The 25,860-nt window shown below is 70.5% G+C and carries 21 protein-coding genes and 1 pseudogene; 13 read left to right on the top strand and 9 right to left on the bottom strand.

Translation table 11 applies throughout. The annotated features are described in order from the left end of the window. Window positions 1–64: 64 nt before the first annotated feature. The 5 genes from ABR738_RS23610 to hemB all read left to right on the top strand — a co-directional run bounded on the left by ABR738_RS23610 (window position 65) and on the right by hemB (window position 6,373). Window positions 65–844 (top strand): redox-sensing transcriptional repressor Rex, encoded by a 780-nt coding sequence (locus ABR738_RS23610; protein ID WP_350231974.1) that lies wholly within the window; start codon window positions 65–67, stop codon window positions 842–844. Further along, window positions 841–2,463, top strand: a complete 1,623-nt coding sequence (locus ABR738_RS23615) for a glutamyl-tRNA reductase (RefSeq protein WP_350231975.1) — start codon at window positions 841–843, stop codon at window positions 2,461–2,463. The genes ABR738_RS23610 and ABR738_RS23615 overlap by 4 nt, the downstream gene beginning before the upstream one ends. Beyond that, window positions 2,460–3,458 carry a hydroxymethylbilane synthase gene (hemC, locus tag ABR738_RS23620; protein ID WP_350231976.1) on the top strand — a complete coding sequence of 333 codons (999 nt, stop codon included), beginning with the start codon at window positions 2,460–2,462 and terminating at the stop codon, window positions 3,456–3,458. Before ABR738_RS23615 ends, hemC begins: the two co-directional genes overlap by 4 nt. After that, the gene (locus ABR738_RS23625) at window positions 3,455–5,101 is read left to right on the top strand and encodes a bifunctional uroporphyrinogen-III C-methyltransferase/uroporphyrinogen-III synthase (RefSeq protein WP_350231977.1); all 1,647 of its coding nucleotides are present in this window, start codon (window positions 3,455–3,457) and stop codon (window positions 5,099–5,101) included. Before hemC ends, ABR738_RS23625 begins: the two co-directional genes overlap by 4 nt. Before the next feature lie 282 nt (window positions 5,102–5,383). Continuing rightward, complete coding sequence (gene hemB / locus ABR738_RS23630) at window positions 5,384–6,373, top strand: porphobilinogen synthase (RefSeq protein ID WP_350231978.1); 990 nt, start codon at window positions 5,384–5,386, stop codon at window positions 6,371–6,373. A 706-nt stretch (window positions 6,374–7,079) separates the two neighbouring features. Here the strand turns inward: hemB and ABR738_RS23635 are convergent. Then, a complete protein-coding gene (locus tag ABR738_RS23635) occupies window positions 7,080–11,957 on the bottom strand; it encodes a PA14 domain-containing protein (protein ID WP_350231979.1) in 4,878 nt (1,625 codons plus the stop codon). Beyond that, on the bottom strand, window positions 11,933–12,244 hold the full coding sequence (locus ABR738_RS23640) for a hypothetical protein (protein ID WP_350231980.1): 312 nt from the start codon (window positions 12,242–12,244) through the stop codon (window positions 11,933–11,935). Before ABR738_RS23640 ends, ABR738_RS23635 begins: the two co-directional genes overlap by 25 nt. A gap of 427 nt (window positions 12,245–12,671) precedes the next feature. Between ABR738_RS23640 and ABR738_RS23645 the strand changes: the two are divergent. Then, window positions 12,672–12,920: pseudogene (locus tag ABR738_RS23645) on the top strand (recombinase family protein); the annotation flags it as partial. A gap of 23 nt (window positions 12,921–12,943) precedes the next feature. Beyond that, the gene (locus ABR738_RS23650; RefSeq protein WP_350231981.1) at window positions 12,944–13,243 is read left to right on the top strand and encodes a recombinase family protein; all 300 of its coding nucleotides are present in this window, start codon (window positions 12,944–12,946) and stop codon (window positions 13,241–13,243) included. On the opposite strand, the gene ABR738_RS23655 is transcribed toward ABR738_RS23650, so the two are convergent. Further along, window positions 13,240–13,668 (bottom strand): VOC family protein, encoded by a 429-nt coding sequence (locus ABR738_RS23655; protein WP_350231982.1) that lies wholly within the window; start codon window positions 13,666–13,668, stop codon window positions 13,240–13,242. The two genes, ABR738_RS23650 and ABR738_RS23655, sit on opposite strands and share 4 nt — an antisense overlap. A 486-nt stretch (window positions 13,669–14,154) precedes the next feature. Between ABR738_RS23655 and ABR738_RS23660 the strand changes: the two genes are divergently transcribed. Continuing rightward, a complete protein-coding gene (locus ABR738_RS23660) occupies window positions 14,155–14,859 on the top strand; it encodes a DUF4232 domain-containing protein (RefSeq protein ID WP_350231983.1) in 705 nt (234 codons plus the stop codon). Window positions 14,860–14,874: 15 nt separating this feature from the next. On the opposite strand, the gene ABR738_RS23665 is transcribed toward ABR738_RS23660, so the two are convergent. Genes ABR738_RS23665 through ABR738_RS23675 form a run of 3 tightly spaced genes read right to left on the bottom strand, consistent with a single transcriptional unit; the run spans window position 14,875 to window position 16,187 of the window. Next, window positions 14,875–15,108, bottom strand: a complete 234-nt coding sequence (locus ABR738_RS23665) for a DUF397 domain-containing protein (RefSeq protein ID WP_350231984.1) — start codon at window positions 15,106–15,108, stop codon at window positions 14,875–14,877. A 36-nt stretch (window positions 15,109–15,144) separates the two neighbouring features. Beyond that, entirely contained in the window at window positions 15,145–15,378 is a 234-nt protein-coding gene (locus ABR738_RS23670; protein ID WP_350231985.1) for a DUF397 domain-containing protein, read from the bottom strand. Next, window positions 15,375–16,187 carry a helix-turn-helix domain-containing protein gene (locus ABR738_RS23675; protein ID WP_350231986.1) on the bottom strand — a complete coding sequence of 271 codons (813 nt, stop codon included), beginning with the start codon at window positions 16,185–16,187 and terminating at the stop codon, window positions 15,375–15,377. The genes ABR738_RS23670 and ABR738_RS23675 overlap by 4 nt, the downstream gene beginning before the upstream one ends. Window positions 16,188–16,299: 112 nt before the next feature. Here ABR738_RS23675 and ABR738_RS23680 point away from each other — a divergent pair, with 112 nt between their 5' ends. The 3 genes from ABR738_RS23680 to ABR738_RS23690 all read left to right on the top strand — a co-directional run bounded on the left by ABR738_RS23680 (window position 16,300) and on the right by ABR738_RS23690 (window position 18,477). Next, window positions 16,300–16,758: an ATP-binding protein gene (locus ABR738_RS23680; protein ID WP_350231987.1), complete on the top strand. Its 459-nt coding sequence runs from the start codon at window positions 16,300–16,302 to the stop codon at window positions 16,756–16,758. A gap of 101 nt (window positions 16,759–16,859) precedes the next feature. Continuing rightward, the gene (locus tag ABR738_RS23685) at window positions 16,860–18,047 is read left to right on the top strand and encodes an aminotransferase-like domain-containing protein (protein ID WP_350231988.1); all 1,188 of its coding nucleotides are present in this window, start codon (window positions 16,860–16,862) and stop codon (window positions 18,045–18,047) included. A 91-nt stretch (window positions 18,048–18,138) separates the two neighbouring features. Then, a complete protein-coding gene (locus ABR738_RS23690) occupies window positions 18,139–18,477 on the top strand; it encodes a hypothetical protein (RefSeq protein WP_350231989.1) in 339 nt (112 codons plus the stop codon). Window positions 18,478–18,550: 73 nt separating this feature from the next. Here the strand turns inward: ABR738_RS23690 and ABR738_RS23695 are convergent, their stop codons facing one another. Together ABR738_RS23695 and ABR738_RS23700 are read right to left on the bottom strand one after the other, a co-directional pair. After that, window positions 18,551–19,204, bottom strand: coding sequence for a helix-turn-helix domain-containing protein (locus ABR738_RS23695; RefSeq protein ID WP_350231990.1), 654 nt, complete (start codon window positions 19,202–19,204; stop codon window positions 18,551–18,553). A gap of 58 nt (window positions 19,205–19,262) precedes the next feature. After that, window positions 19,263–20,018 carry a DUF4232 domain-containing protein gene (locus tag ABR738_RS23700; RefSeq protein ID WP_350231991.1) on the bottom strand — a complete coding sequence of 252 codons (756 nt, stop codon included), beginning with the start codon at window positions 20,016–20,018 and terminating at the stop codon, window positions 19,263–19,265. Between the two features lie 344 nt (window positions 20,019–20,362). Here ABR738_RS23700 and ABR738_RS23705 point away from each other — a divergent pair, with 344 nt between their 5' ends. Continuing rightward, complete coding sequence (locus tag ABR738_RS23705) at window positions 20,363–22,063, top strand: helix-turn-helix domain-containing protein (protein ID WP_350231992.1); 1,701 nt, start codon at window positions 20,363–20,365, stop codon at window positions 22,061–22,063. Window positions 22,064–22,113: 50 nt separating this feature from the next. On the opposite strand, the gene argS is transcribed toward ABR738_RS23705, so the two are convergent. Then, the gene (gene argS, locus ABR738_RS23710; protein WP_350231994.1) at window positions 22,114–23,871 is read right to left on the bottom strand and encodes an arginine--tRNA ligase; all 1,758 of its coding nucleotides are present in this window, start codon (window positions 23,869–23,871) and stop codon (window positions 22,114–22,116) included. A gap of 187 nt (window positions 23,872–24,058) precedes the next feature. Between argS and lysS the strand changes: the two genes are divergently transcribed. Continuing rightward, entirely contained in the window at window positions 24,059–25,801 is a 1,743-nt protein-coding gene (lysS, locus tag ABR738_RS23715; RefSeq protein ID WP_350231995.1) for a lysine--tRNA ligase, read from the top strand. Window positions 25,802–25,860: the final 59 nt, after the last annotated feature.

Consider the following 25,860-nt stretch of genomic DNA (forward strand, 5'->3'; position numbering starts at 1 on the left):
CATCCGACGGGGCGGCCCTGGAACGTGTGGCCGCCTACAGCCCCGCTCATCCCGCAGGAGCACCGTGGCAACTGGCCGAACTCACCGACCGGCGACCCGAAGCCGAGGAATCCCCGAGGCCACCGTCGCCAGGCTTCCGCTGTATCTGCGTGCGCTCACCGGCCTTTCGGAGCGCTCCGTGCCCACGGTCTCCTCCGAGGAGCTGGCGGCCGCCGCTGGGGTCAACTCCGCGAAGCTGCGCAAGGACTTCTCGTACCTGGGCTCCTACGGCACCCGGGGAGTCGGTTACGACGTCGAGTATCTCGTCTACCAGATCTCCCGTGAGCTGGGTCTGACCCAGGACTGGCCGGTTGTGATCGTCGGTATCGGCAACCTCGGCGCCGCGCTCGCCAACTACGGCGGCTTCGCCTCGCGCGGCTTCCGGGTCGCGGCCCTGATAGACGCCGACCCCGCCATGGCCGGGAAGCCGGTCGCCGGGATGCCGGTGCGGCACACCGACGACCTGGAGAAGATCATCAGCGACAACGGCGTCTCGATCGGGGTCATCGCGACCCCGGCGGGCGCCGCTCAGCAGGTCTGCGACCGGCTGGTCGCGGCCGGGGTGACCTCCATCCTCAACTTCGCGCCGACCGTGCTCTCGGTCCCCGAGGGCGTCGACGTCCGCAAGGTCGACCTCTCCATCGAGCTCCAGATCCTCGCCTTCCACGAGCAGCGCAAGGCCGGCGAGGAAGCCGCCGTCGCCGAGGCGGGCGCCGCGGCCGCCGCCGTGGTGCCGCCGGTGCGCGCCACCGGCCCCGGCCGGAAGGGACCGGACGGGGATCTGCCCGCCGTGATGCCGGCATGAGCCTCCTGGTCGTCGGCCTCAGCCACCGCAGCGCCCCCGTCAGCGTCCTGGAGCGGGCCTCCCTGTCCGCGGACGCGCAGGCCAAGCTGCTCCACGACACCCTCGCCGCCGAGCCCGCCGCCGAGGCCGCGGTGCTCGCCACCTGCAACCGCATCGAGCTGTACGCGGACGTGGACAAGTTCCACGCCGGTGTCGCCGAGCTCTCCACGCTGCTCGCCCAGCACAGCGGCGTGGGCCTCGAAGAGCTCACCCCTTATCTGTACGTGCACTACGAGGACCGGGCCGTCCACCACCTCTTCTCGGTGGCCTGCGGTCTGGACTCGATGGTGGTCGGCGAGGGCCAGATCCTCGGCCAGATCAAGGACACTCTCGCGCTCGGGCAGGAACTGCACACCGCCGGGCGGCTGTTGAACGATTTGTTCCAGCAGGCGCTCAGGGTCGGCAAGCGCGCCCACAGCGAGACCGGGATCGACCGGGCCGGGCAGTCGCTCGTCACCTTCGGTCTCGAGCAGCTGGCCGCAGGCGCGCCCGTCGGTGACTGGGCCAAGGGCAAGCGGGCGCTGGTCATCGGCGCGGGTTCGATGTCCTCGCTCGCCGCCGCGACGCTGGGCCGGACCGGGATCGACGAGATCGTCGTCGCCAACCGCACGCACGCCCGCGCCGAGCGGCTTGTGGAGATCCTTGGCGAGTCGGGCACGGCCGCGCGGGCGATCGCGATGGCCGATGTCGCACGCGAACTGACACGAGTCGACATCGCGGTCTCCTGCACCGGCGCCACCGGCCTCGTACTGACCGGCGAGGCCGTCGCCCTGGCCGTCGGCGAGAGCCTGTCGGCCCCGGCCGCGCCCGCCGATGCCGCGTCCGCCGATGCCGCCATCGCCGAGGGCTGCCCGGTCGCCTTCCCCGCCACCGCCGCCGCGGGCGCCGCGATGGCCGGGTTCGGCCTGGTCGACGAGGCGCTGCGGGCCGACGGCGCGACCGCCGCCGCCCCGGACGCCGCCGCTGCCCCCGACGCCGACTCCCTTGAGCTGCACGGGAGTTGGGCCGAGAACACCGAGCGCAGGATCGCCCGGGAGCGCAAGGACATCCCCGTACCGGCCGGGCCCGTGAAGCTGGCGCTGCTCGACCTCGCCATGCCGCGCGACATCGACGCCGCCGTGCACCGGGTGCCCGGGGTGCGTCTCGTGGACATCGAATCGCTCGCCGAGGCGTCCGCCGACGCGCCGATGGCCGCCGACGTGGACCAGGTGCGCGCCATCGTCTCGGACGAGGTCGCCGCCTTCGGCGCCGCCCAGCGGGCCGCGCACATCACGCCCACCGTGGTCGCGCTGCGCGCCATGGCGGCCGAGGTGGTGGCCGGCGAGGTCGCGCGTCTTGAGGGCCGGCTGCCGGACCTCGACGACAAGCAGCGCTCCGAGGTCACCCAGACCGTGCGCCGCGTCGTGGACAAGCTTCTGCACGCGCCGACCGTGCGGATCAAGCAGCTCGCGGCGGAGCCCGGTGGCGCCGGGTACGCGGACGCGCTGCGCACTCTCTTCGACCTCGACCCGGACGCGGTGGCCGCCGTCTCCCGGGCCGATGTGAACGACGCCGATGTCAAGAACCGAGGGCGGTCATGACCGAGAAAGCACTCCGACTCGGGACCAGGCGCAGCAAGCTCGCCATGGCCCAGTCGGGCCATGTGGCCGACGCCGTACGGCAGTTGACGGGCCGTCAGGTGGACCTTGTGGAGATCACCACGTACGGGGACACCTCCCGCGAGCACCTGGCGCAGATCGGCGGCACCGGTGTGTTCGTCGTGGCCCTGCGCGAGGCGCTGCTGCGCGGCGAGGTCGACTTCGCGGTGCACTCCCTCAAGGACCTGCCCACCGCCCAGCACCCCGATCTCGTGCTGGCCGCCGTGCCGGTCCGCGAGGACCCGCGCGATGTGCTGGTCGCCCGTGACGGGCTGACCTTCGCCGAGCTGCCCGCCGGCGCCCGCGTGGGCACCGGCTCGCCCCGGCGGATGGCGCAGCTCAACGCGTACGCCCGCAGTCACGGGATGACGATCGAGACGGTGCCGATCCGCGGCAACATCGACACCCGCGTCGGCTACGTCACCAAGGGTGAGCTCGACGCGGTGGTCCTGGCCGCCGCCGGGCTCAACCGCATCGGACGCGGCGACGTCGTGACCGAGCTCCTGTCGGTCGACACCGTTTTGCCCGCCCCCGGCCAGGGGGCCCTGGCGATCGAGTGCGCGGCGGCCAACGCCGACCTCGCCGCCGTGCTCGCCGAGCTCGACGACCCGTTCACGCGGGCCGCCGTGACCGCCGAGCGTTCCCTGCTCGCCGCCCTGGAGGCCGGTTGCAGTGCACCTGTTGGTGCGCTGGCCGACCTTCCCCAAGCTCTCGACTTCGCTCGAGCAGGGGAGACCCCAATGGCCGACGGGCAGGCTGTTCATGAGATGCGCCTGCGCGGAGTTGTCGGTACCACCGACGGTTCCTCGCTGGTGCAACTGTCCACCACCGGTCCCGTACCCACGTCGCACGACGAAGCGATGGCCCTCGGACGCGAACTCGCGGACGAGATGCTCGCCAAGGGTGCGGCCGGTCTTATGGGGGAGCGAGCACTTTGAGCCCCACGACCCACCCCACCGCAGCCGGAAACGTCACCTTCCTCGGTGCCGGTCCCGGTGACCCCGGGCTGCTGACACTGCGCGCCGTTGAGGCGCTGGCTTCGGCGGACGTCCTGATCGCCGAGCCCGCTGTGCTCGACGTTGTTCGCGCGCATGCGCGGGCGGGTGTGGACACACCCCAGCTGACGGTCATTGACGAGGCGTCAACAACCGCCGGGATCCCCGTGTTGCGGGATGCCGCCAATCTTGTCATGGAGGCCGCGCGCTCCGGCAGGCGGGTCGTCCGTGCCGTCGCCGGTGACCCGGGTCTCGACGGCGACGCCGCGGGGGAGATGCAGGCCTGCGCCTCGGCGGGCATCCCCTTCGAGGTGGTGCCCGGCGTGGCCGCCGCGGTCGGCGTACCCGCGTACGCCGGTGTCCCGCTGAGCGGCGCGAGCGGCGCCGACGTCCGCTTCGTCGACGCCCGTACCGCCTCCGAGCGGTGCTGGGCGGAGGTCGGCGCGAGCGACGGCACGGTGGTGGTCTCCACCACGCTGGAGACCGTCGCGGCCGCCGCCGGCGAGCTGGTCTCGGCGGGCCGCAAGCCCGACACCCCGATGACCGTGACGATCGCGGGCACCACCACGCGCCAGCGGACCTGGTCCGCGACGCTCGGCTCGGTCGCCCAGGTGCTCAAGCAGGCGAAGGTGCTGCCCTCGCCGGACGGGCACCAGGCCGTGATAGCCGTGGTCGGCGAGCGCAGCGCACCCGCTCAGCGTGATCAGCTCTCGTGGTTCGAGTCCAAGCCGCTGTTCGGCTGGCGCGTGCTCGTACCGCGTACCAAGGAGCAGTCCGCCTCGCTCTCCGACCAGCTCAGGTCGTACGGGGCCGTGCCGCACGAGGTGCCGACGATCGCCGTCGAGCCGCCGCGCACGCCCCAGCAGATGGAGCGCGCGGTCAAGGGCCTGGTGACGGGCCGCTACGAGTGGATCGCGTTCACCAGCGTCAACGCGGTGAAGGCGGTGCGCGAGAAGTTCGAGGAGTACGGGCTCGACGCGCGCGCGTTCGCCGGTATCAAGGTCGCCGCGGTCGGCGAGCAGACGGCCGCCTCACTGATCGAGTTCGGCGTCAAGCCGGACCTGGTGCCCAGCGGCGAGCAGTCGGCCGCCGGTCTCCTGGAGGACTGGCCGCCCTACGACCCGGTCTTCGACCCGATCGACCGGGTGTTCCTGCCGCGCGCCGACATCGCCACCGAGACACTGGTGGCGGGTCTGATCGAGCTGGGCTGGGAGGTCGACGACGTCACGGCCTACCGGACGGTGCGGGCCTCGCCGCCGCCGGCCGACACCCGTGAGGCGATCAAGGGCGGCGGCTTCGACGCGGTGCTCTTCACGTCGTCCTCCACGGTGCGCAACCTCGTGGGCATCGCGGGCAAGCCGCACAACGTCACGGTGATCGCGTGCATCGGCCCGGCCACGGCGAAGACGGCCGAGGAGCACGGGCTGCGGGTGGACGTCATGGCTCCCGAGCCGTCCGTGCACAAGCTGGCGCAGGCGCTGGCGGACTTCGGGGCGGCCCGGCGGGACGCGGCGATGTCGGCGGGCGAGCACGTGACCCGCCCCAGCGAACGCCGCCCGGGCGCGAGGCGCCGCCGCACGACGTAGTTCGGGTTACCCGGAGCCCCGGCCCCTGCGCTGGGGCTCCGCTGCCCGAGAGTGAACCCGCTCTGCGGGCCGTGCTCGCTTCTCGCGCAGTTCCCCGCGCCCCTGGCGGGGCCGTGCCGGCCCGTATCGGCAACTCAGCCTGTCCGGCGTGAGGACGAGCGCCCTTGAAGGCGCGAACCGGGTCTGGGGCGGAGCCCGAGGGTCTTCCTTCAACCCCCGGCGGGTTTCGGGAAGGGGCGGGGTGGGGGAGAGCCACCCGCGCGGCGGCGTAGCGTGTACGGCATGACTGTGTACGGATCCTTCCCCGGGGCCCGGCCCCGTCGGCTGCGCACCACCCCCGCCATGCGCCGCATGGTCGCGGAGACCCAGCTGCACCCCGCCGACCTCATCCTCCCCGCCTTCGTACGGGAAGGGATCACCGAACCCGTTCCGATCCAGGCCATGCCGGGCGTGGCCCAGCACACCCTGGACACCCTGCGGAAGGCCGCCGCGGAGGCGGTCGGCGCGGGTGTCGCCGGGATCATGCTCTTCGGCGTGCCGCAGGACGAGAAGAAGGACGCGGCCGGTACCGCGGGCACCGACCCCGACGGCATCCTCCAGGTCGCCATCCGCGCCGTGCGCGAAGAGGTCGGCGACGACCTGGTGATCATGTCGGACCTGTGCCTGGACGAGTACACCGACCACGGCCACTGCGGCGTGCTCGACGCGGACGGCCGCGTCGACAACGACGCCACCCTGGAGCGCTACGCGGAGATGGCCCAGGTCCAGGCCGACGCGGGCGTCCACGTCGTGGGCCCCTCCGGCATGATGGACGGCCAAGTCGGCGTCATCCGGGACGCGTTGGACCAGACCGGGCACGAGGACGTGTCGATCCTGGCCTACACCGCCAAGTACTCCTCCGCCTTCTACGGCCCGTTCCGCGAGGCCGTCGGCTCCTCCCTGCGCGGTGACCGCAAGACGTACCAGCAGGACCCCGCCAACACCCGTGAATCCATGCGGGAGTTGGCGCTGGACCTGGCCGAGGGCGCGGACATGGTCATGGTGAAGCCGGCCGGTCCCTACCTCGACATCCTGGCCAAGGTCGCCGAGTCGGTGGACGTGCCGGTCGCGGCGTACCAGATCAGCGGCGAGTACGCGATGATCGAGGCCGCCGCCGAGAAGGGCTGGATCGACCGCGACCGGGCCATCCTGGAAACCCTGACCGGCATCAAGCGGGCCGGCGCGAGCATGATCCTCACGTACTGGGCGACCGAGGTCGCGCGGGGTCTCTGAGCGGGGTCTGCCGTCGGCCCGGCGTCGGTTGCCCGGGGCGTGCGGGCTCGCCCTGGCGTGCGGGGGCTCCAACTGGCCGCCTGCACAAGGGGGTTCGCGTTGCGCCGCACAGCGACCGGCGCGGGCCCCCGCAGGGCACGGCGGCCGTGGGGGAGGGTTTGTATGGGTGACGGCAGCGGCAGCGGCAGCGGCAAGGTCCCGGCGACGGGGTCAAAGGCCGGGGCGGTTAGCCGGCCCTGCGGGGGGTCCAGCGCCGGACCGGCAACGGCTGCCCCCCGTTAACCACCGACACCCGGCTGACTCACGGGACCGCCCACCACAGCAAAGACATGGCCACGACTACATCGCCTTCACCGGACCTACCGGCGACGACCTGGCCACCGACGTACGAGACGCTGGCTCCTACACAGACCGCAATGGCAGTAGCCGCGTCCACCGAGACCGCCGAACACAGCCTCGACCCCCTATCCGGCCGGACCGCAGCCGGAGACTGCGGATACCGGACCATCGGGGTGAGCAGAACCACTGGCGGCCCCTGCCACTACTGCTGGGCACTGGTACTTGGCCGGGTATGACTGCAAGCGATCGAGGAACGCGTCTGTGCTCAGTCTGTTCCGGGGCCGGGGAAGGAAACGAACCCCCGGAACCCCGGTCGGCAGTGCGGCCTCCTCATCTTCTCGATATCCGCTGACACCGGGTCGCAATCTCAGAAGCTTGGGCCTCCTGTCGAATTCCGGCAGCCGCAGTGGATTCGCCCGTCGGGCTCGCGAACTGGCTCTGGTTTACTTACTGGCACCGGTTCGCCCTGACCACTTGGCGCGTCCAGTGTGGGGTCAGGGAACACCTTCACACATGCCTCTCCGCAAGGGCGACCGGGATCGCGCGGGGGCCCGGCACGGTTAATTTCATCTTGAGTTGTTTTTATCGGAACGCCGTTTTTCACGTCGTTTTCATGCGCGAGCCTGCCTGAATCGAGAATAATGTACCCGGCCACAGCCAGAGGCAATAGAACACCCAGGAATGCGGCTCTGGCTGAGATAGTGCGACTCGGCGGAGCGTTGGGATCGTATACATCCCAATCATCCGGATCCGCACGTTTGGGGTATTCGCCGGTGAGGTCGTGGTTGTTGACGGGGTCGGCGTTGGTGTAGTCGTAGTCGTTGGCGGAGCCTGCGGCGATGGGGTCGGTTTGCAGGAAGCGGCCGAGGGCGGGGAGGTAGGTACGGGCTCCCATTTCGAGTGCTTGCTGGTTGGCGACGTGTTCGATGGGGACGGTGTGCTGGCCGAGGTACCCGAAGTCCATGCCGCCCTCGGCGGTGGCGGGGATGGGGATGTCACCGATGGCGCCGGTGGCGGGATCGATGTCCTGCCCGAACGGGTCGTACAGATGGATGGCGCCGGTGCGCGCGCCAGCGCCATCGGTGGTGAACAGGATGTCGCCGTGGATGTTGGGATAGGCCCAGTTGGTGGTCGGGTTCTGGGTGTAGGTCTTGGTGAGCACGACCCCGCCGGGCAGCCCTAGTACGCGCTGCCGGAGGTTTCCGCCGCTGTCGAGAATGATGTCCGGGCCGCCGGAGCCGCTGGTGAAGCCGTAGCGGGTGACCTGCGCGGGTTTGCCGCCTTCGGTGACCGTTCGTGCGGTGATGCGACCGGTGACGTCGCGGGTGTATCGCACGGTCCGCCCGGCAGAGCTGGTGGTGATGTGTCGGCGGGTGGAGTCATAACCGAGGGTGTCGGTGCCGATCTTGGTCGCGTTGCCGTAGGCGTCGTAGCCGAACGACAGCGCGAGTCCGCCGCTGGTGGAGGTCAGCCGGTCGGCCTGGTCGTAGCAGTAGAGGGTGCTGGTCGGGGCCGCGCCGTTGAGGCTGTCGGTGGACGTGGTGCGGTTGCTGTTCTGCCCGGCTTTCGTGTTCGGGCCGCAGCCGCCGTCCGCGGCGTAGGCGTAGGTGAGCTGGTGGTGTGGCACGGTGGCGGCGACCAGCCGGCCGACGCCGTCGTAGGTGTACCCGGAGGTGTATTTGGTGTCGGGGGTGGCGGTGTCGGCGATGGTGTCGTCGGTGACCCGGTTGTCACGGGAGCGGGTGACGGTGTCGGTGACCGTCGAGGCCGGGGTCTGCCAGGTCAGCGCGGTCGGTGTTTCGGCGTCGTTGTAGGTGATCGCGAGGTTCGATTGGTTGCCGTTGGCCACGCCCTGCAGGAATCCCGCGTCGTAGGCAGGGGTGGCCACCGTGGTCCCGTCCAGGTCGAGGCCACTCAGGCGGGACGCTTTGGTCCACCGGTAGGCCAGGGTCGTCGAGGCGCCTTTGACCGTTGCGGTCTCACTGGTCTTGCGGCCGGCGACGTCGTAGGTGTTGGTGGTGGTCACGCCGCTGGCGTCGGTGTAGGACACCACGTGGCCGAGCAGGTCGATCACGGTGGTGGTCGATCCGGACTCGTCGCTGACCTTGCCGGTGAGTGGGTCGCCGCCGACCGCGTGGTCGTAGCTGATGGTGCGGGCGGGTTGGCCGTCCATCGCCGGGAACGACTTCCGGGTGACCCGGCCGCGAGTGTCGTAGCTGATACAGGACCAGGGCTGGGTGTTGATCCGGGAGGCGATGACCCGGCCTGCGACGTCGTAGACCTGTTCGGCTGTGTTGGCTGACCCGTCGGCGCTACGGGCGGCCGTGATGGTTTTGGCCATGCCGCCTTGGTGGACCGCTTGCGAGTGTGGGTCGCAGGGGTTGGCGCGGGTTTCGGTGTCGCCGTAATAGGCGGTTGTGCCGCGCTTGCCCGGATCGGTGATGTCCCCGGCCGGCAAAGCTGTGGCCAGTTGACGCAGGAACCCGGTACCGGGTTTCTCGAAACTGTTGCGCCGGGTCAGGTTGAGGCCGCCCGGGTCGCCCGTCTTGGACACCACCAGCCCGAACACCGGATCAATCCCCGCCGTGGGATCGGAGTAGCCGGTCGCGGCGCTCGTCGAGGGCGCGCGTTCGACATTGCCCCCGGAGGTGCTGTCGGTGACGTTGCTGGTCTGGTTCCCGTAGCGGGGCGCCAAGTTCGTCCCCGGCACGGTCACGGCGGCACCCGCGCCGGGAGGTGTCCAGGTGAAGTTCAGGGCACCGGTCGTGCCGGCACGGTTGTAGTAGTCGACGCGGACCCGGTGCCAGCTGCCGGCGGTGGTGTTCTTGTAGGTGCCGGGGGCGGTGGTGCTGGGTTTGTCGGTCCAGCTGTCCACGGTCAGCACGTCGTCGATCCACAGCCGGACCCCGTCGACGACGGTGAACCCGAGCTGGTACTCGCCGGCGGCGGGGAACTGGATCTCGCCGGTGAACCGCCCCGACCAGCCGTCAGTGTTCGCCACCGGCGGGTTGCCGCCCCAGGTGCCGGCCAGGGAACCATCGCTGGCGCCGACCCCGGTCTGCCACACCGCGGGCACACCCGACAAGCCCGGGTTGCCGTACAACGCGGCCTGCAACCCCGTCATGCCCTCGTCATAGCCGACATGGCTGTGCGGGATCGTCCCCGCGCACGCGGCGGTCGGGGCCTGGCCATCGAAGCACGACGCCGGGGCGGGCCCGAAATCGTCGGTGGGACGGTCGGCGTGGTCGTAGATGATGGTGCTGCGTTTCCCTCTCGCGTCGACGCTCGCGATGGGCTTGTCCTTGGCGTTCCATTCCTGCGCGGTGGTGACCCCGTCGGCGTCGGTCGACCTCAACGCGCGGCCGGCGTCGTCGTAGGTGACGGTGCGGTTGTGGCCTGGATGGAGGGGATCGTTCAGCCCACTCACATCCACAGAGGCGCTCTTGCCCGCCAGGTCGTAGGAGTAGGAATGCCCGCCGGGGAACCCGATCCCGGGTCTGCCATTCGCCCACGGCAGCGCCACCTGGACCGCCCGCAACAGTGTCTGGCGGGCTTCGGGTTCGTAACCGGCCTGGTAGCGGATCACGGTGCGCTCAGCGAAGACCCCCGAGGTCTGCCGGACCAGCCAGTCATAGGCCAGCGGATCACGGATCACGGTGATCGGCCCGACGCTCTCCTTCAGTCTCTCCTTGTCCTGCTCGCTGGTTCCGGACTTGTTGTACTCCGTTTGGTTGGCCGACCGGTCCAGGTAGTCGTAGTCGGAGATCGACGCGCCGGGGTTCTCGATCCGGGCCAGGGTGCCGAACAGGTACCACAGCCGGGTCTCGGTCCCGTCCCAATACCTGATGCGGCACAGCATGTTCGCCGGTGCCGGGTCAGCGCCCGGCGGCTTGGCCGTCCCGCCATAGCAGCTGTCACTGTTGTCGGTGTTGTAGAGCAGCTGGTGCGACCGGCCCGACACAGGATCGGTGATCTCGGCCAACCGCGGGACCGTGCCGCTGTAGTGATACTGCAGCGCGGCCGGTTTCTTGCTGTCCAGCACCGACGCGACCGTGGCCAGGGTGCCGTCGACGTTGAACACCGACACCGTGTCGGTCTGGGTCACCGAGATCCGGCCGCCGGTGTCGAAGGCGAGCACGCCGTCTTCGTCGGGCGGCGGCCTGTAGCCACCGTTGGAGGCCTTGCCCCAGGTGTGCTTGCGGCCGGAGCCGTCGGTGAGCACCACCGACCCGTCCAGCATCTCGGCCTTGGTGTAGGCGCTGCCCGCCAGTCCGAGGGTCCAGCCGGCCGGCAGCGGCGGCGGGTCCTGGGCATACAACCGCTCGGTCGACACGAACTGCGGCATCCAGTTGCGGAAGCGCCGGCCCGCATAGTCAGCGCCAATGCCCTTGGCCCACAACACCATCTGCGGCTTGTCATCCGAATGGTGGTACAACTCGACCTTGACCGGCACCCGCTGACCTGCGGTCAGCGTCGTGTCCCGGTCGGTCTTGGGACCTGCGTCGTTCAGGAACTCGAAACTGATGCCCGCGGAGTTGGGGTTGTCATAGACCAGTCGGCCGTTCACCCAGATCTTCGCGCCATCGGCATGGACACCGGCGAACTGGAAGTCCCCGCTCACCGGAGCCGTGAACTGCCCCTCCCACCGGATGACGTAATTCTTCTTGTCCAACGCGGCCGGGAACGGGTCGAACCACGGATTGTCCGGCAACGAATCCCGGATCGTGTTCAGGTTCACCGCCGGCTCGTTGCGCACCAGCACCGGAGCATCGTCGGGGGTGCCGTTGTGCCGCGAATCGTTAAAGTACGACGCCCGCACCCCATGCGCCTCACCGCCCTGCCGGGAGTTGAAGCCGAACGTCACCCCGGCCGAGCCACCCACCGCCTCGAACGCTGGACCGGCATTCTTGTACTGGGCATTGCCGTTGAACAGGTTGACGGCCACCGGCCCCGACGTGTCGGACGGGGCCGGCCCCGGATCACCCACCCGCTGGTTGACCGTGAAATGCCCGACCCACGACGGCGAGGTCACCGGCTTGTCCGCTGCCAAAGTCGTGGCGGCCGCCCAGGTATACCTGCCGCCGTCGTTCAGCACATGCCAGGGCACCGTCCACTCCGGCGTGGACAGGCATCCCGAATCAGCGACACTGCCGGACCGGCCGTCGAACCCGGTCGACACCTTGAAGCAGTACAACACCCCCTGGCCGAGGTCACGAACCTTCAACGTCGGCGTCTCCGTGGACACCACACTCTCATCGACCGGACCGACCAGCTGGTCTCCGGCGCCGCCTCCCCCGCCCGCACCTGCTCCTTCGACGCGGGCTTGCCCGCCAGCGGCGCGAAATCGGCCTTCGGCTGCGGGGGTTCGGCACGCTTCAGGTCACTCGCCGGCGCCGGTGCCGACGTCATCAACGGCAGATCCCGCCGCACCACCGACGCCGACGCCGACGCCGACGCCGACGCCACCAGTGGTGAGGCCACCACCTGCGTCAGCGACGCCACCAACACCACCGTCAACGCCGCCGCGGTCACCCGTGCACGCGACCACCCCCGCGCACGCGCCCCAGTGCTACCCCGACCCCCCGAAACCATGGCCCCTCCTCAACATCCACGCGGAGCACCGGATGCCGACACCGCCGGGCGAGGTCGACTCGGGTGTTGGGCTCAGGATCGTGTCGGGCCACGCAGAGCACCAGGCCATGAACATGCCATTTATGGCCGGTTTAAGAGACGGGTGCGAGTAGCAGTGGTACAGGATTCCTCCGTTAGCCGAACGCACTGCGATGGCGCCATCGTCATGGGACCTTGACTGGACCAATCCGTGCATCGTGCGGTGTTCCGTAGGGCGATCGTCTACCGGAACACCGGTGTGGATGATCACGCGCGTTGATGGGGGTGTTCCGTAAGAGTGTTCCGCGTGTCATTCCGGTGATGGGCGGTTATCCGGAACACCGGCAGGGTGAACGGGACGCGAGTCGGGTACGCGCGCTCGTCGAACACACCCTCCTTCGCCACGGACTCGTCGTGCCGCTCGCGCAGACCGTGCTCCACCGACGAGCAGGACGTGCTCGTGCAGACCGAGCAGCTACTCGCGCTCGGGGTCGAGCCGGACCGCATCTATATCGACCGCGGCTTCTCCGGCACCACCCGCACCAACCGCACCGGAGTGGACCAGGCGCTGACCGCGGTGTGGGACGGCACCGTCTTCACGGTCACCAAGGCGGCCGCGGTGTGCTGTTCGGCCTGGGCGCCTCGGTCTACGGCTGGGACGACCCGTTCGGCCGGCTGTTCCTGCAAACCCTGGCGATGGTCGCCGAGTTCGAGGCCAACCTCAACCACCTGCGCACCCGCGAGGGCATGGCCATCGCCAAGCGCAAGGGCAAACTGAATGGCAAGCAGCCCAAGCTGCGCGTGTCCGTGCGACGCTCCATCCGCTGCCACACCGGCCGGACCCGGGACCCGTGCGACAAGGTCCCGGGCCGCCGGCCTCGCCCGAGGCGCGCCCTGGTTACGGGCCTGGCGTGCCCCTAGGGGCGGGCGTAGGGCCGGGTCATGACCTCCATGTTGTGACCGTCCGGGTCGTCGAAGTAGGCGCCGCGACCCCCGAACAGGCGGTTGATCCGCCCGGGTTCGGTATGGCTGGGGTCGGCGTAGTAGGTGACCCCCACCGCCTCCAGACGGGCGATCACACCGTCGAACTGCTCGTCGGGGACGAGGAAGGCGTAGTGCTGCGACTGGATCGGCTCGTCCCTCTTCTCGTAGTAATCGAGGGTCACGCCGTTGCCCAGGTCGACGGGCAGGAACGGCCCGAACGGAGCGGCGACCTTCAGACCAAGGACCACGGCAAGGAACTCGGCTGACAGGTGTCGGTCGCTCGCGTAGATGGCCGTGTGGTTCAAGTGGACGCCGGTGGTCGGCAGGGCAGAGCCATGCGGGTACTGCTGGTCATGGGACATCGGTGGGGTATCTCCGGTCTTGGGATCCGCTGGAACGGCGCGCCGGATGCGGGGCGCCGGGAGCTGAGACTCGAAGAAAGGGGGGCGGGCCTCTTGCCCGCCTCGGGCTCACGCCGAGGCCGGGAACCTCACTCGTGCGTGGCCCATGGCCGACCCGGCAGTCACCCGGCCGACTTTAGTGATCATCACAGGTGGGGGCAACACCGCGCATGGGCCGCGCTCCGGCCCCGGTCGCATCACTTGTCACCCCGGTTGGGGCAGCCTTTCTGATCGTTGTCGTGGACGGCAGCGCGGGGGACGTCCCCAACTGGCCGAGTGCGCGCGGCAGTTGCGCGACCGCCCGGCCCGGCAAATGACTGCCCCTCAACACCGTTCATATGAGACGCCTGTGACAGAACGAAGACGTCGTGGGAGACCGCTCGTAACTCGCTGCGGGCTACAAATAGTTCTGTCCGAACGAACGAACGCCTCTCCAAGGGGAAGACCATGAAGCTCACCCGCATCGCCGCAGTCGCCGCGCTCGGTGTCGCCGCCACGTTCTCCCTGACCGCCTGCAACGGTGACGACTCCGCGTCGGGCTCCGCCGCCACCGGCTCCTCGGCCGCCTCCGCCCCCTCCGCCGCGGCCCCGGACGGCGGCTCGAATGACTCGGGCGGCGGCTCGACGTCCTCCAACGGCGGCTCGGCCTCCTCGGGCGGCGGATCGTCCGCCGGCAAGGGCAAGTCCGGCTCCGGCAAGGGTGCCGCGAACGGTGCCGTGAACGGTACGGCGAAGGGCGACGGCAAGACCACGTTCTGCAAGACCGCGGACCTCGCCATCGACGCGCAGAACGCCGCGCCCGACAAGACCTCCGGCCGCGTCAACATCACCATGATCAACCGGGGTTCCACGACCTGCTCCGCGACCGGGTTCGCCGGCGTCGACATCAAGGACGCCGACCACACCTCCAACCCCATAGCCCGGGGTCAGGCCCAGCCGCGCGTCACCACGCTCAAGCCCGGTGACGCCGCCGTCTTCGACCTCGCGTACACGATTGACTCCAGCGGCAACAGCCTCTCGCACCCCACCAACATCCTGGTGACGCCGCCGAACGAGACCCACACCATCACCCTGGACTGGCCGTCCGGTGCGGGCCAGGTCAAGGGCTCCTACGCCGACGTGCAGGTCTACCCCACGCACAACACCAACTGACGTGCGTCGCCGTGGTCAGAGGGTATGCAGGAAGCCCTGCCACGTGGTGGGGTTCAGGGTGAGGGTCGGGCCCTCGGGGTCCTTGGAGTCCCGGACGTGGATCGCCGAGGGGTGGGTCGCCACCTCGACGCAGGCGCCGCCCTCATCGCCGCTGTAGCTCGACTTGCGCCAGGCGTGAGCGATCTCGATGCAAGCGTCGCCCTCGTCGCTGCTGTAGCTGGACTTGAACCACGCGCGTTGGGTGTTCATGTCCCTCCTTGAAGCCGGGTGTCACGAGCCTTCCCGTCAGAGGGTGCTCAGGAACCCCTGCCAGGCGGTGGGGTTCAGGGTGAGGGTCGGGCCCTTCGGGTTCTTCGAGTCCCGGATGTGGATCGCGGACGGGTGGGCTGCCACCTCGACGCACTCACCGCCCTCGCTTCCGCTGTAACTCGACTTGCGCCAGGCGCAGGCGATTTCGACGCACTCGCCGCCCTCGTCGCTGCTGTAGCTGGACTTGAACCACTCCAGTGCGTTGCTCATTGCTCTCCTAGCAGCCGCTCCAACAGGGCCATCGACTCTTCGGTGTTGAGGGCCTGTGTTCGCAGCATCGCATACTTGCGCGCCAGAATGCTTACCTCATCGGGGTCGGCCACGAACTGGCTGCCACGCTGAGTTTCCGTATAGGCGAGGTGCTGGAATCGCGGGGTTTCCAAGAGGATGAAGGCGCCGGCGAGGGCAGCGTGGGTCTCGCGCCCCAGTGGCATGATCTGGAGGGCGAGCCCAGGGAGACGGGCGCACTCCGTGAGGTGCTGGAGCATTCCCCGGTATACGGTCTGGCCGCCGAGCCGGTCGCGGACGATCACCTCCGAGAGCACGAAGCTCAGTGTCGGTGGCTCGCTGCGGTGCAGTATGGCCTGCCGATCGAGGCGGTTGCTGAGGTGGAAGGCGATCTCGTCCTCGCTGTATGGCGGTACGCGACTGCTGAACACCGCGCGGGCGTACTCCTCGTTCTGGAGCAGGCCCGGTAGGACTTGGTTCGCGTAGAAGCAGAGGGCGATGGCCACCCGCTCCTCATCCATGTACTTCTCGGCCCACAGCGGGTACTTGTCCACCTCCGGCATGTTTTCGACCGCCACCTCCAGCGCACCCTTGGTGTCCAGCAACCGGTCAAAGGTTCGGGCCAGTTCGGGCTTCAGGACCCGGCGTCCCTGCTCGATCGAGGCGATCGTCTCCAGGTCCGCGCACACCGCCTCGGCCAGAGTTCGCTGGGTGTAACCGGCTGCGCGGCGGAAGCAGGCGAGCTGGGCGCCCAGCATGCGCATCGCCGACGTGTTTTTTCGGGTGGCCATGGCCCCCAACTCCCCACCACTGACGGCAAGTCATGCACGACGGACCCGTACAAAAAAGCTGTACGGGTCGGCGCACTGCCCCCGGCGGCCTCCCCTCCGCAACCCTCCCCCCATGAACGAGAACGAAATCCGCGAACGCTTCTACCCCACGCGGCGCCAATCCGTGCCCGGGGCGCGGGAGTTCGCCGAGTGGGCCGTGTCCGACTGGGGGTTCGCGCACCGGCGGGACGACGTGCTGCTCTGTGTCAGTGAGCTGGCCACCAACGCGCTGCTGCACGGGGTGCCGCCCGGGCGGGGTTTTCTGCTGCGGGTGGCGTTGTGCGACGGGGCCGTGCTGCGGGTCGAGGTGCAGGACAGCGGGGGCGGTATCCCCCGGGTCGCGGACGGGGGCGCGGACATGGCCGACGAGGGCGGGCGCGGGCTGCTGCTCGTCGAGGCGTTGGCCGACAAGTGGGGCGTGGGGGAGCGGGACCCGGGCAAGTCGGTGTGGTGTGAGTTCGTCTGTCCGGGACCAGGGGCGGGCCCAGGAGCGGGCCCAGGAGTGAGCCCCGCCGACAACGGTCCAGAATGAGACGAGGGACCGCATGCTGAAATGGCCGGATGCCGTCGGCGGGCCGCTGCGTAGGGTGCCGGGTAGTAGGACGTCCGAGCAACCGACAGGAGCCCCGCCCCATGCCCGCCGCCCCCGTGCCCCCGCTCGCCGCCCGCGCCACGTCCGTCGGAGCCTCCCCGGTACGGGAGATCCTGGCGCTGACCGCCCGGCCCGAAGTGATCTCCTTCGCCGGCGGACTTCCCGCGCCCGAGCTGTTCGACGGCGCGGGCCTGGCCGCCGCGTTCCGCGCGGTCATGGAGGAGCAGGCGGCCACCGCGCTCCAGTACTCCACGACCGAGGGAAGCCCCGCGCTGCGCGCCGCCACTGCCGCGCGGCTCGTGGGGCGCGGGCTTGCCACGGAACCCGACGACCTGCTGATCACGTCCGGCTCGCAGCAGGGGCTCACCCTCCTCGCCGCCGCCCTGCTCGAACCCGGTGACGTCGTCCTGGTCGAAAACCCCTGCTACCTCGCCGCGTTGCAGGTCTTCGGCTTCGCCGGGGCCCGCGTCGTCGCCGTGCCCTGCGACGAGGAAGGGCCCGACCCGGACGCCCTCGACGCCCTCGTCGTCCGCGAGCGGCCCAAGCTCTTCTACTCCGTGCCCACCTTCCAGAACCCCACCGGCCACACCATGACCGTCGAGCGGCGCCGGGCCGTCGCCGACGTCGCCGCGCGGCGCGGGCTGTGGATCGTCGAGGACGATCCGTACGGCGAACTGCGGTACGAGGGCGCGCACGTGCCGTGGATCTCCGCGTACGAGGCCGCCGCCGACCGTACCGTCCTGCTCGGCAGCTACTCCAAGATCATGGCGCCCGGCCTGCGCATCGGCTGGATGCGCGCCCCGCACGACCTGCTGCGCGCCTGCGTCATAGCCAAGCAGGCCTCCGACCTGCACACCCCGACCGTCAACCAGCTCGCCGCCGCCCGCTATCTCGTCGACCGCGATCTCGACGCCCACCTCGCCCGGCTGCGGACCGCCTACGGTGAGCGCAGGGACGCCATGCTCGCCGGCCTCCCCGACGCCCTGCCCGACGGCTCCACCTGGAACCGGCCCGAGGGCGGCATGTTCCTGTGGGTCCAGCTCCCGGACGGCCTCGACGCGACTGACCTGCTGCGCAAGGTGGTCGAGTACGACGTCGCGTACGTCCCGGGCGCGCCGTTCTTCGCCGGGACCCCCGACCCCGCCGCCCTGCGCCTGTGTTTCGCCACCTCGGCGCCGGACGAGATCCGCGAAGGGCTCACCCGGCTCGGCCAGGCCCTCAAGGGGTGAGGGACCCGCCGAGGCGGTCGGGAACGCGGCCCGGCCGGTGACCGTCTTGGAGTGCGCGAAGCCCTCCCCGAACCGTGAAGGAACCCATCACGTGGCTCTCTCCTCGCGCATCGGTCGCCGGCCGAGCGCGTTCGCGCTCGCCGTCGCTGTGCTCCTGCTCGGCCTCGCGAGCTGGTACGTGTTCTCGGGCCGAGGCGCCGGGCTGCTTCCGCAGAGCAGCTGGGGGCCGTGGCGGGAGAAGCCGCAAGTGAACCAGTGGGGAGTGCGGGTGCGGGTCAACTCGTGGGGCAACGCCGCTGAAGCGTATGTGCACATGGGCAAAGCGGAGGACTTCACCCTGAAGGCGTACGGCACGCGCGCCAGTGCCACGACGGAGATGGACGGGACCCGCATCGCCCTGACCCCCGACGGCAGGATCATCGGACAGTGACCCCAGGAACGCGGCACAAGGCGACGTATGCACCCGCCCGCTCGTAGCGCGGCAACCCGCCATCGCCCGTGCGTCAAGCCCTCGGCTTCGCCCGTACGTGCATGCGCTCGCCCTGTCGTCCGAACAGGCTCAGCACCTCCACCGGGCGGCCGTTCGCGCTGCTGAACCAGTGCGGCACCTTGGTGTCCCACTCCGCGACCTCGCCGGGGCCGAGCATCAGGTCGTGCTCCCCGAGGACGAGCCGCAGCCTGCCGTCCAGGACGTACAGCCACTCATACCCCTCGTGCGAGCGCAGGTCCGGCTCGCTTCCCCGGTCGGGGATGAGGAGCTTGTACGCCTGGAGGGGGCCCGGCGCCCTGGTCAGCGGGACGAACGTGCCGCCGTCCCGCGAGGGGCGCGGGCTCAGGCGTACGCGGGGGTCGCCGACCTCGGGCGCGCCCACCAGATCGTCCAGCGGCACCCCGTACGCGGTGGCGAGCGGGAGCAGGAGTTCGAGGCTCGGGCGGCGCTGGCCCGATTCGAGGCGGGACAGGGTGCTCTTGGAGATGCCGGTCCGCGCGGAGAGGCCGGACAGACTCAGCCCGCGCCGGGCCCGCAGCCGCCTGAGCCGGGGGCCGACCTCGTCCAGTACGGCCTGGTGGGGCGAGGGCTCGGCGGGTGCGGGCCCGGCGGGCGAGGGGTCGCCGGGACGGGCGTTTTCGGGCCTGGGGTGTTCCATGCGCGCCATGCGGACATTCCATCCCGAACGTCCCGGAAGTGGCAACGCTCCTTGCCGTTCGCCGTGACTACCACGCGTCGATCGACGACAGGTCCGACTGCCAGTAGGTGACCCTGGCCTGGCTGTTCACGACGGCCACGGGCTTGGCGAGCGAGGCGTACGCGGCGGGGCCCGTGGAGCCCTTGTCGTCCTTTCCGGTGAAGTACACCGTGATGTGCGCGGACTTCTGCGGCTCGCTGCCGTCGTCCTCGCCCAGGGTGCGGACCATCGCGTACGCGGAGGCGCCGGGCGACAGCGAGACCACGGCCTGCGGGGTGGTGTCCTTGTCCACCGCGATCGGGGACTGCTGGTCGTCGGAGAAGGAAACCGCCGGCGCGTAGTAGGCGTTGCACAGGGTCTTGCCGGTGTTGGTGACCGTCAGGAGGACGTGGTTGAGGGGGCGGGTCACCGGGGTCGCGGTCAGCTTCACGTCCGCGCCGGTGCAGGGCGCGTCGGCCGAACTGCCGCCGGACCCCGGCTTGTTGGCGGACTTGCCGCCCGAGCTGCCGCCGGTGCCGGTGCCGGTGTGCTTGGCAGAGCCAGGGCCCGTCCCCCTGCCGGAGCCCGACCCCGAGCCCGACCCCGAGCCCTTGCCGCTGCCCGCCGTGCTGCCGGACGTGTCGCCCGGCGCCGGTGTCTGCGGGGCGCCCGTGGCCGGGACGGAGGCGGCGGCCGCCGGCTTGTCGCCCGCCGCCGCGTCGTCCGAGCCGTTGCAGGCGGTCAGGGCGAGGGCGGCGACGAGGGTGGTGGCCGCGGCGGCGGCGATACGGAAGTTGGTACGCATGATGACTGGTGCTCCCCGTGTGAGTGAGTGAGTGGGCCGGCTCGACGGCGTGATCGCGTCAGCGGTGGTAGTGGTGGATCAGGGTGATGAGGGTGGCGATGGACGCGGCCAGGACGACCACGGCCAGGGAGTCCGCCACGTTGAACCGGATGCGCAATCGCATGTCGTGCTCCCCGGAGCGAGCGGTTCGGCTGCTTGCTGCACCTACCTTGCGGGCCGGTCCGACGACCCGGCAACGAGCAAGGGACAATGGGGGAAGCTGGAACGCTGGAACACCCACTGACCTGGGGAAACGACCTGTCCCTGGAATGCGTTCCTGGGATGGATGGGGAGGGTACCGGGGCATGGCGACAACTGAGTCCGAGCAGTTCGCGGTGCTGCTGCGGGAGTTGAAGGACCGCTCGGGGCGCAGCTACGGAGTCCTCGCGGGCAGACTCCACATGAGTACGTCCACGCTCCACCGGTACTGCAACGGGGACGCGGTCCCCACCGAGTACGCGCCCGTGGACCGGCTCGCCCGGCTGTGCGGCGCGAGCCCCGAGGAGTCCGTCGAACTGCACCGGCGCTGGATCGTCGCGGACGAGGCGCGACGCCGGGCCCGGGGCGCGGGCCAGCCGGCGAGTGCGGCGAGTGCGCCGAGTGCGCCAGGGGCGACCAGCGCGGCGGGCGCGGCGGGTGCGGCGAGTGCGCCGGAGGGAACGAACACGCCCGATGCGGCGAGTGCGCCGGGTGCGGTGAGCGCGCCGGGCGTGACGGACGCGGCAGGCGTGACGGACGCTCCGGGTGCGGCCGACGCGGTGAATGCGCCGCACGTCGCGAACGCGGCGAACGCGGCGAACCCCTCCAGCGCCGTGCCGGAGGCGCGTCCGGCGGGCGGGCCGGGCCGCCCCGGCACGGGGACCGACCCGGGTGACGGAACCGGTGCCGGTTCCGGGGCCACTCGTACGCCCGGTCCCGCGTCCGCGAACGCTTCCGCTTCCGCTTCCGCTCCTGCCTCCGCATCCGCCTTCTCCGCCCGGCCGGACGCCGACGCCGCCGGTGACGAGTTGCCCGTCGTGGAGCGCGCCGGGGCGGCCGACGCGCGGGGCGGGTGGCTGGGGCGGCTCGTTCCCGGGCGGCCCCTGGCCCGGCGGACCCGGCTCGTGCTCATCGGGGCGGCCGTCGTCGCCGTCGCCGTGCCGGTCACGGCAGTCGCGGCGCTAACCGGCAGGCCCGACGCGAGCGAGACCGTCGCCGATGCCAGGACCTCCGCGTCCCCGGCCACCGGCGGCGCGCGTACGCCCGAGACCGCGAGCCCGGGCGCGGGCAGGAGCGCGAGCCCGTCCGGCGCACCCTCCGCCTCCGCGTCGTCCTCCTCGTCCTCGTCCTCGTCCGCGACCCCGTCCGCCATGAGCCGGTCCCAGCACCCCCCGGCGGCGGGCACCCCGGTCAGCGTGGGCGTGAGCTCGTACGACTGGGACACGCCGTGCGGCAAGTTCTACCTGCTCGACCAGAAGCCCACCGCCGTGCCGCCGCCCCCGCCCAACGAGCAGGACCGGCGCTCCTGGTCGCGGGCGCTCGGCGGGATCGACGGCGGCAACCTCAAGCTGGAGCTGACCGCGACCGGCAAGGGCGAGGACGCGGTGGTGATCACCGGGATCAACGTGCGGGTGGTGGGGCGCGAGGCGCCGCTGAACTGGTCGGCGTACTCGATGGGTTCGGGGTGCGGCGGCGGTGTCGTGCCGCAGTCCTTCGACATCGACCTGGACGCGCCGCAGCCCGTCAGCAAGCCGGTCGCCGGTCACCAGGGCGACGCGGCCGTGCCGGCGAAGGACTTCCCCTTCAAGGTCTCCACGCACGACCCCGAGGTCTTCGACCTGGACGTGCACACCGAGGGGCACGACGTCAGCTGGTATCTGGAGGTCGGCTGGAGCAGCGGCGAGCGCTCCGGCAAGGTCACCGTGAACGACGGCGGCAAGCCGTTCCGCACCAGCGCGGTCAAGGGCCGGCCGGCGTTCGAGTACAACACGGACACCAACGCGTGGGACAAGCTGACTCAGGAATGAACCGGCTTGCCCCACGCGGGAGTTGACCCCGGGTCAGGCCGGGGCCGGGGTCACAGGCGCTCGGGCGTGCGGATGCCGAGCAGGGCCATGCCCCGGTTCAGCGTCCGCGCGGTCAGGTCGCACAGGAACAGCCGGTTCTCGACCTGCGCCTCGGTGTCGGCCTTGAGGACCGGGCACTGGTCGTAGAAGGTCGTGAACAGCGACGCCAGCTGGAAGAGGTACGCGGCCACCTTGTGCGGCGCGTACTCGGCCGACGCCTCGAAGACCGTGTCGCCGAACGCGTCGAGGTGCAGGCCGAGCGCCCGCTCCGCCGGGGCGAGTTCGAGCTCGGGACGGGCGGTGGGCACGGTGGCGCCGGCCTTCCGCAGGATCGACTTGATCCGGGCGTAGGCGTACTGGAGGTACACCGAGGTGTCACCGTTGAGCGACACCATCTGGTCCAGGTCGAACTTGTAGTCCCGGTTCGCCGAGGTCGACAGGTCCGCGTACTTCACGGCGCCGATGCCGACGTAGCGGCCGTTCTCGACGATCTCCTCCTCGCTCAGGCCCACCTTCTCGGCCTTCTCGCGCACGACGGCGGTGGCCCGCTCGGCGGCCTCGTCGAGCAGGTCCTCCAGCTTGACCGTCTCGCCCTCGCGGGTCTTGAACGGCTTGCCGTCGGCGCCGAGCACGGTGCCGTAGCCCATGTTGTGCGCGGTGACCTCGTCGCCGAGCCAGCCCGCCCTGCGCGCCGTCTCGAAGACCATCTTGAAGTGCAGCGACTGCCGCACGTCCACGACGTAGATCAACGAGGTGGCGTGCAGCTCGCCGACGCGGTTCCGGATCGCGGAGAGGTCGGAGGCCGCGTAGCCGAAGCCGCCGTCGGCCTTCTGCACGATCAGCGGGACCGGCTGGTCGTCCTTGCCCCGGATGTCGTCGAAGAACACGACGAGCGCGCCCTCGGAGCGCACCGCGACGCCGGACTCCTCAAGGAGGCGGGCGGTCTCCGGCATCAGGTCGTTGTACGCCGACTCGCCGACGATCTCCTCGTCCCGCACCTCCATGTCGAGCTTGCCGAAGACCGAGTTGAAGTACACCTTCGACTCGTCCACGAACTGCTGCCACAGGTCCAGGGTCTCCCGGTCGCCGGACTGGAGCGCGACGACCCGCTTGCGGGCCCGCTCCTTGAACTCCTCGTCCGCGTCGAAGACCGCGCGCGAGGCCTTGTAGACCCGGTTCAGGTTCGACATGGCCTGCTCGCCGTCGACCTCGTCGGCCGGGGCCAGCTGGCCCGGGTTCTCGATGAGGTACTGGATGAGCATGCCGAACTGGGTGCCCCAGTCGCCGATGTGGTGGCGGCCGATCGTCTGCTCGCCGGTGAAGTCGAGCATGGCGCGCAGCGCGTCGCCGATCACCGCCGAGCGCAGGTGGCCGACGTGCATCTCCTTGGCCACGTTGGGCTGGGCGTAGTCGATGACGGTGACGCCCGGGTTCTCCTTCAGCGGCACGCCGAGCCGGTCGTCGGCGGCGCGCGCGGCGAGGGTGTCGATGATCGCCCGGTCGGCCAGCGTGATGTTGAGGAAGCCGGGGCCTGAGACCTCGATGTCCTTGATCGTGTCGCCCTCGACCCGCTCGACGACCTGGGTCGCGAGCTCACGCGGGTTGCCCTTGAGTTTCTTGGCCAGGGCGAGGATCCCGTTGGCCTGGAAGTCGGCCCGGTCGCTTCGGCGCAGCAGCGGGTCGGTGGAGCCGGCCTCCGGCAGGGCAGCCGTGAGGGCGTCCGCCAGGCGCTGCTGGACAGTGGAAGCGAGGGAATGGACCGAGGCCATGAGGTGCCGTTCCTGTCGGGAGTGAGGACGATTGCCCTCCGATTCTCCCACGCGGCCCGGGGCCGTTTCTCCTGAGTTGTGGGCAACCCCGGAGGGGCTCCTTCCGTCTGGGAGAATGGGCGGGCCGGCCCTGCCAGGCCGGCGAGGGCATGACGAGGGCATTACGAGAAAGAAGGACGTGCCGACCGTGGCTCAGAGCAGCACCGAGACCGACTGGGTCTCCCGTTTCGCGGACGATGTCATCGCCGAGTCGGAGCGACGTGCGCCTGACGCCGCGAAATCGCCCGCCGAGGCCCCGGTGATCGTCGTCGCGTCCGGTCTCTCGCCCTCCGGCCCGATCCACCTGGGCAACCTGCGCGAGGTCATGACCCCGCACCTGGTCGCGGACGAGATCCGCCGCCGCGGCTACCGGGTGCGCCACCTCATCTCCTGGGACGACTACGACCGCTACCGCAAGGTGCCCAGCGGCGTGCCCGGCGTGGACGAGTCGTGGAACGAGCACATCGGCCGCCCGCTGACCTCGGTCCCCGCGCCGGTCGGCTCGGCGTACCCGAACTGGGCGGAGCACTTCAAGGCCGCGATGGGCCAGGCGCTCGCCGAGCTCGGCGTCGAGTACGACGGCATCAGCCAGACCGAGCAGTACACCTCGGGCGTCTACCGCGACCAGGTGCTGCACGCGATGAAGCACCGCGGTGACATCGACGCGATCCTGGAGCAGTACCGGACCAAGAAGGCCCCGGGCAAGAAGTCGCAGAAGCCCCTCGACGAAGCCGAGCTTGAGGCCGCCGAGGGCTCGGGCGCGGCGGCCGAGGACGACGGCACCGGCTCCACCGGCTACTTCCCGTACAAGCCGTACTGCGGCGGCTGCGGCAAGGACCTCACGGTCGTCACCGCCTACGACGACGACACCACGGAGCTGACCTACACCTGCTCCGCGTGCGCCTTCTCGGAGACCGTCCTGCTCAGCGAGTTCCACCGGGGCAAGCTGGTGTGGAAGGTCGACTGGCCGATGCGCTGGGCGTACGAGGGCGTGGTCTTCGAGCCCTCCGGCGTGGACCACTCCTCGCCCGGCTCCTCCTTCCAGGTCGGCGGCCAGATCGTGTCGATCTTCGGCGGCGTCCAGCCGATCGGCCCGATGTACGCGTTCGTGGGCATCAGCGGCATGGCCAAGATGTCCTCCTCCAAGGGCGGGGTCCCGACGCCGGCCGACGCGCTGAAGATCATGGAGCCGCAGCTCCTGCGCTGGCTGTACGCGCGCCGCAGGCCCAACCAGTCCTTCAAGATCGCCTTCGACCAGGAGATCCAGCGGCTCTACGACGAGTGGGACAAGCTGGAGGCGAAGGTCGCCGACGGCACGGCGCTGCCCGCCGACGCCGCCGCCCACTCCCGGGCGGCCCGCACGGCCGCCGGTGAACTCCCGCGCACCGCCCGCCCGTTGCCCTACCGCACGCTGGCCTCCGTGGTGGACGTGACGGCGGGCCACGAGGACCAGACCCTGCGCATCCTGAGCGAGCTCGACCCGGCCAACCCGGTGACCTCGCTGGACGAGGTGCGCCCGCGTCTTGACCGCGCCGAGAACTGGATCACCACCCAGGTCCCGGCCGACCAGCGCACGCTGGTCCGCGAGGAGCCCGACACCGAGCTGCTTGCCTCGCTCGACGAGCAGGCCCGCGAATCGCTGCGCCTGCTCGTGGAGGGCCTGGACTCGCACTGGTCGCTCGACGGGCTCACCACGCTGGTCTACGGCGTGCCGAAGGTGATGGCGGGCTTGGAGCCGGACGCCAAGCCGACGCCGGAGCTGAAGGTCGCCCAGCGTTCGTTCTTCGCGCTGCTCTACACGCTCCTGGTGAGCCGGGAGACGGGTCCGCGTCTGCCCACGCTGCTGCTCGCCGTGGGCGCCGACCGGGTGCGCAAGCTGCTCGCCGCCTGATCGTCGAACAACGACCGAGGGCCGTCACCCGGTGCGGGTGACGGCCCTCGGCGTTTTCT

The sequence above is a fragment of the Streptomyces sp. Edi4 genome (assembly GCF_040253615.1).
Classification (GTDB): Bacteria; Actinomycetota; Actinomycetes; order Streptomycetales; family Streptomycetaceae; genus Streptomyces.

What these genes read in the sequence shown, in the direction of transcription:
- ABR738_RS23615 (WP_350231975.1), top strand. Translation starts at nt 841, where the DNA reads ATGAGCCTCCTGGTCGTCGGCCTCAGCCACCGCAGCGCCCCCGTCAGC.
- hemC (WP_350231976.1), top strand. Translation starts at nt 2,460, where the DNA reads ATGACCGAGAAAGCACTCCGACTCGGGACCAGGCGCAGCAAGCTCGCC.
- hemB (WP_350231978.1), top strand. Translation starts at nt 5,384, where the DNA reads ATGACTGTGTACGGATCCTTCCCCGGGGCCCGGCCCCGTCGGCTGCGC.
- ABR738_RS23655 (WP_350231982.1), bottom strand. Translation starts at nt 13,668, where the DNA reads ATGTCCCATGACCAGCAGTACCCGCATGGCTCTGCCCTGCCGACCACC.
- ABR738_RS23660 (WP_350231983.1), top strand. Translation starts at nt 14,155, where the DNA reads ATGAAGCTCACCCGCATCGCCGCAGTCGCCGCGCTCGGTGTCGCCGCC.
- ABR738_RS23665 (WP_350231984.1), bottom strand. Translation starts at nt 15,108, where the DNA reads ATGAACACCCAACGCGCGTGGTTCAAGTCCAGCTACAGCAGCGACGAG.
- ABR738_RS23670 (WP_350231985.1), bottom strand. Translation starts at nt 15,378, where the DNA reads ATGAGCAACGCACTGGAGTGGTTCAAGTCCAGCTACAGCAGCGACGAG.
- ABR738_RS23675 (WP_350231986.1), bottom strand. Translation starts at nt 16,187, where the DNA reads ATGGCCACCCGAAAAAACACGTCGGCGATGCGCATGCTGGGCGCCCAG.
- ABR738_RS23680 (WP_350231987.1), top strand. Translation starts at nt 16,300, where the DNA reads ATGAACGAGAACGAAATCCGCGAACGCTTCTACCCCACGCGGCGCCAA.
- ABR738_RS23685 (WP_350231988.1), top strand. Translation starts at nt 16,860, where the DNA reads ATGCCCGCCGCCCCCGTGCCCCCGCTCGCCGCCCGCGCCACGTCCGTC.
- ABR738_RS23695 (WP_350231990.1), bottom strand. Translation starts at nt 19,204, where the DNA reads ATGGCGCGCATGGAACACCCCAGGCCCGAAAACGCCCGTCCCGGCGAC.
- ABR738_RS23700 (WP_350231991.1), bottom strand. Translation starts at nt 20,018, where the DNA reads ATGCGTACCAACTTCCGTATCGCCGCCGCCGCGGCCACCACCCTCGTC.
- ABR738_RS23705 (WP_350231992.1), top strand. Translation starts at nt 20,363, where the DNA reads ATGGCGACAACTGAGTCCGAGCAGTTCGCGGTGCTGCTGCGGGAGTTG.
- argS (WP_350231994.1), bottom strand. Translation starts at nt 23,871, where the DNA reads ATGGCCTCGGTCCATTCCCTCGCTTCCACTGTCCAGCAGCGCCTGGCG.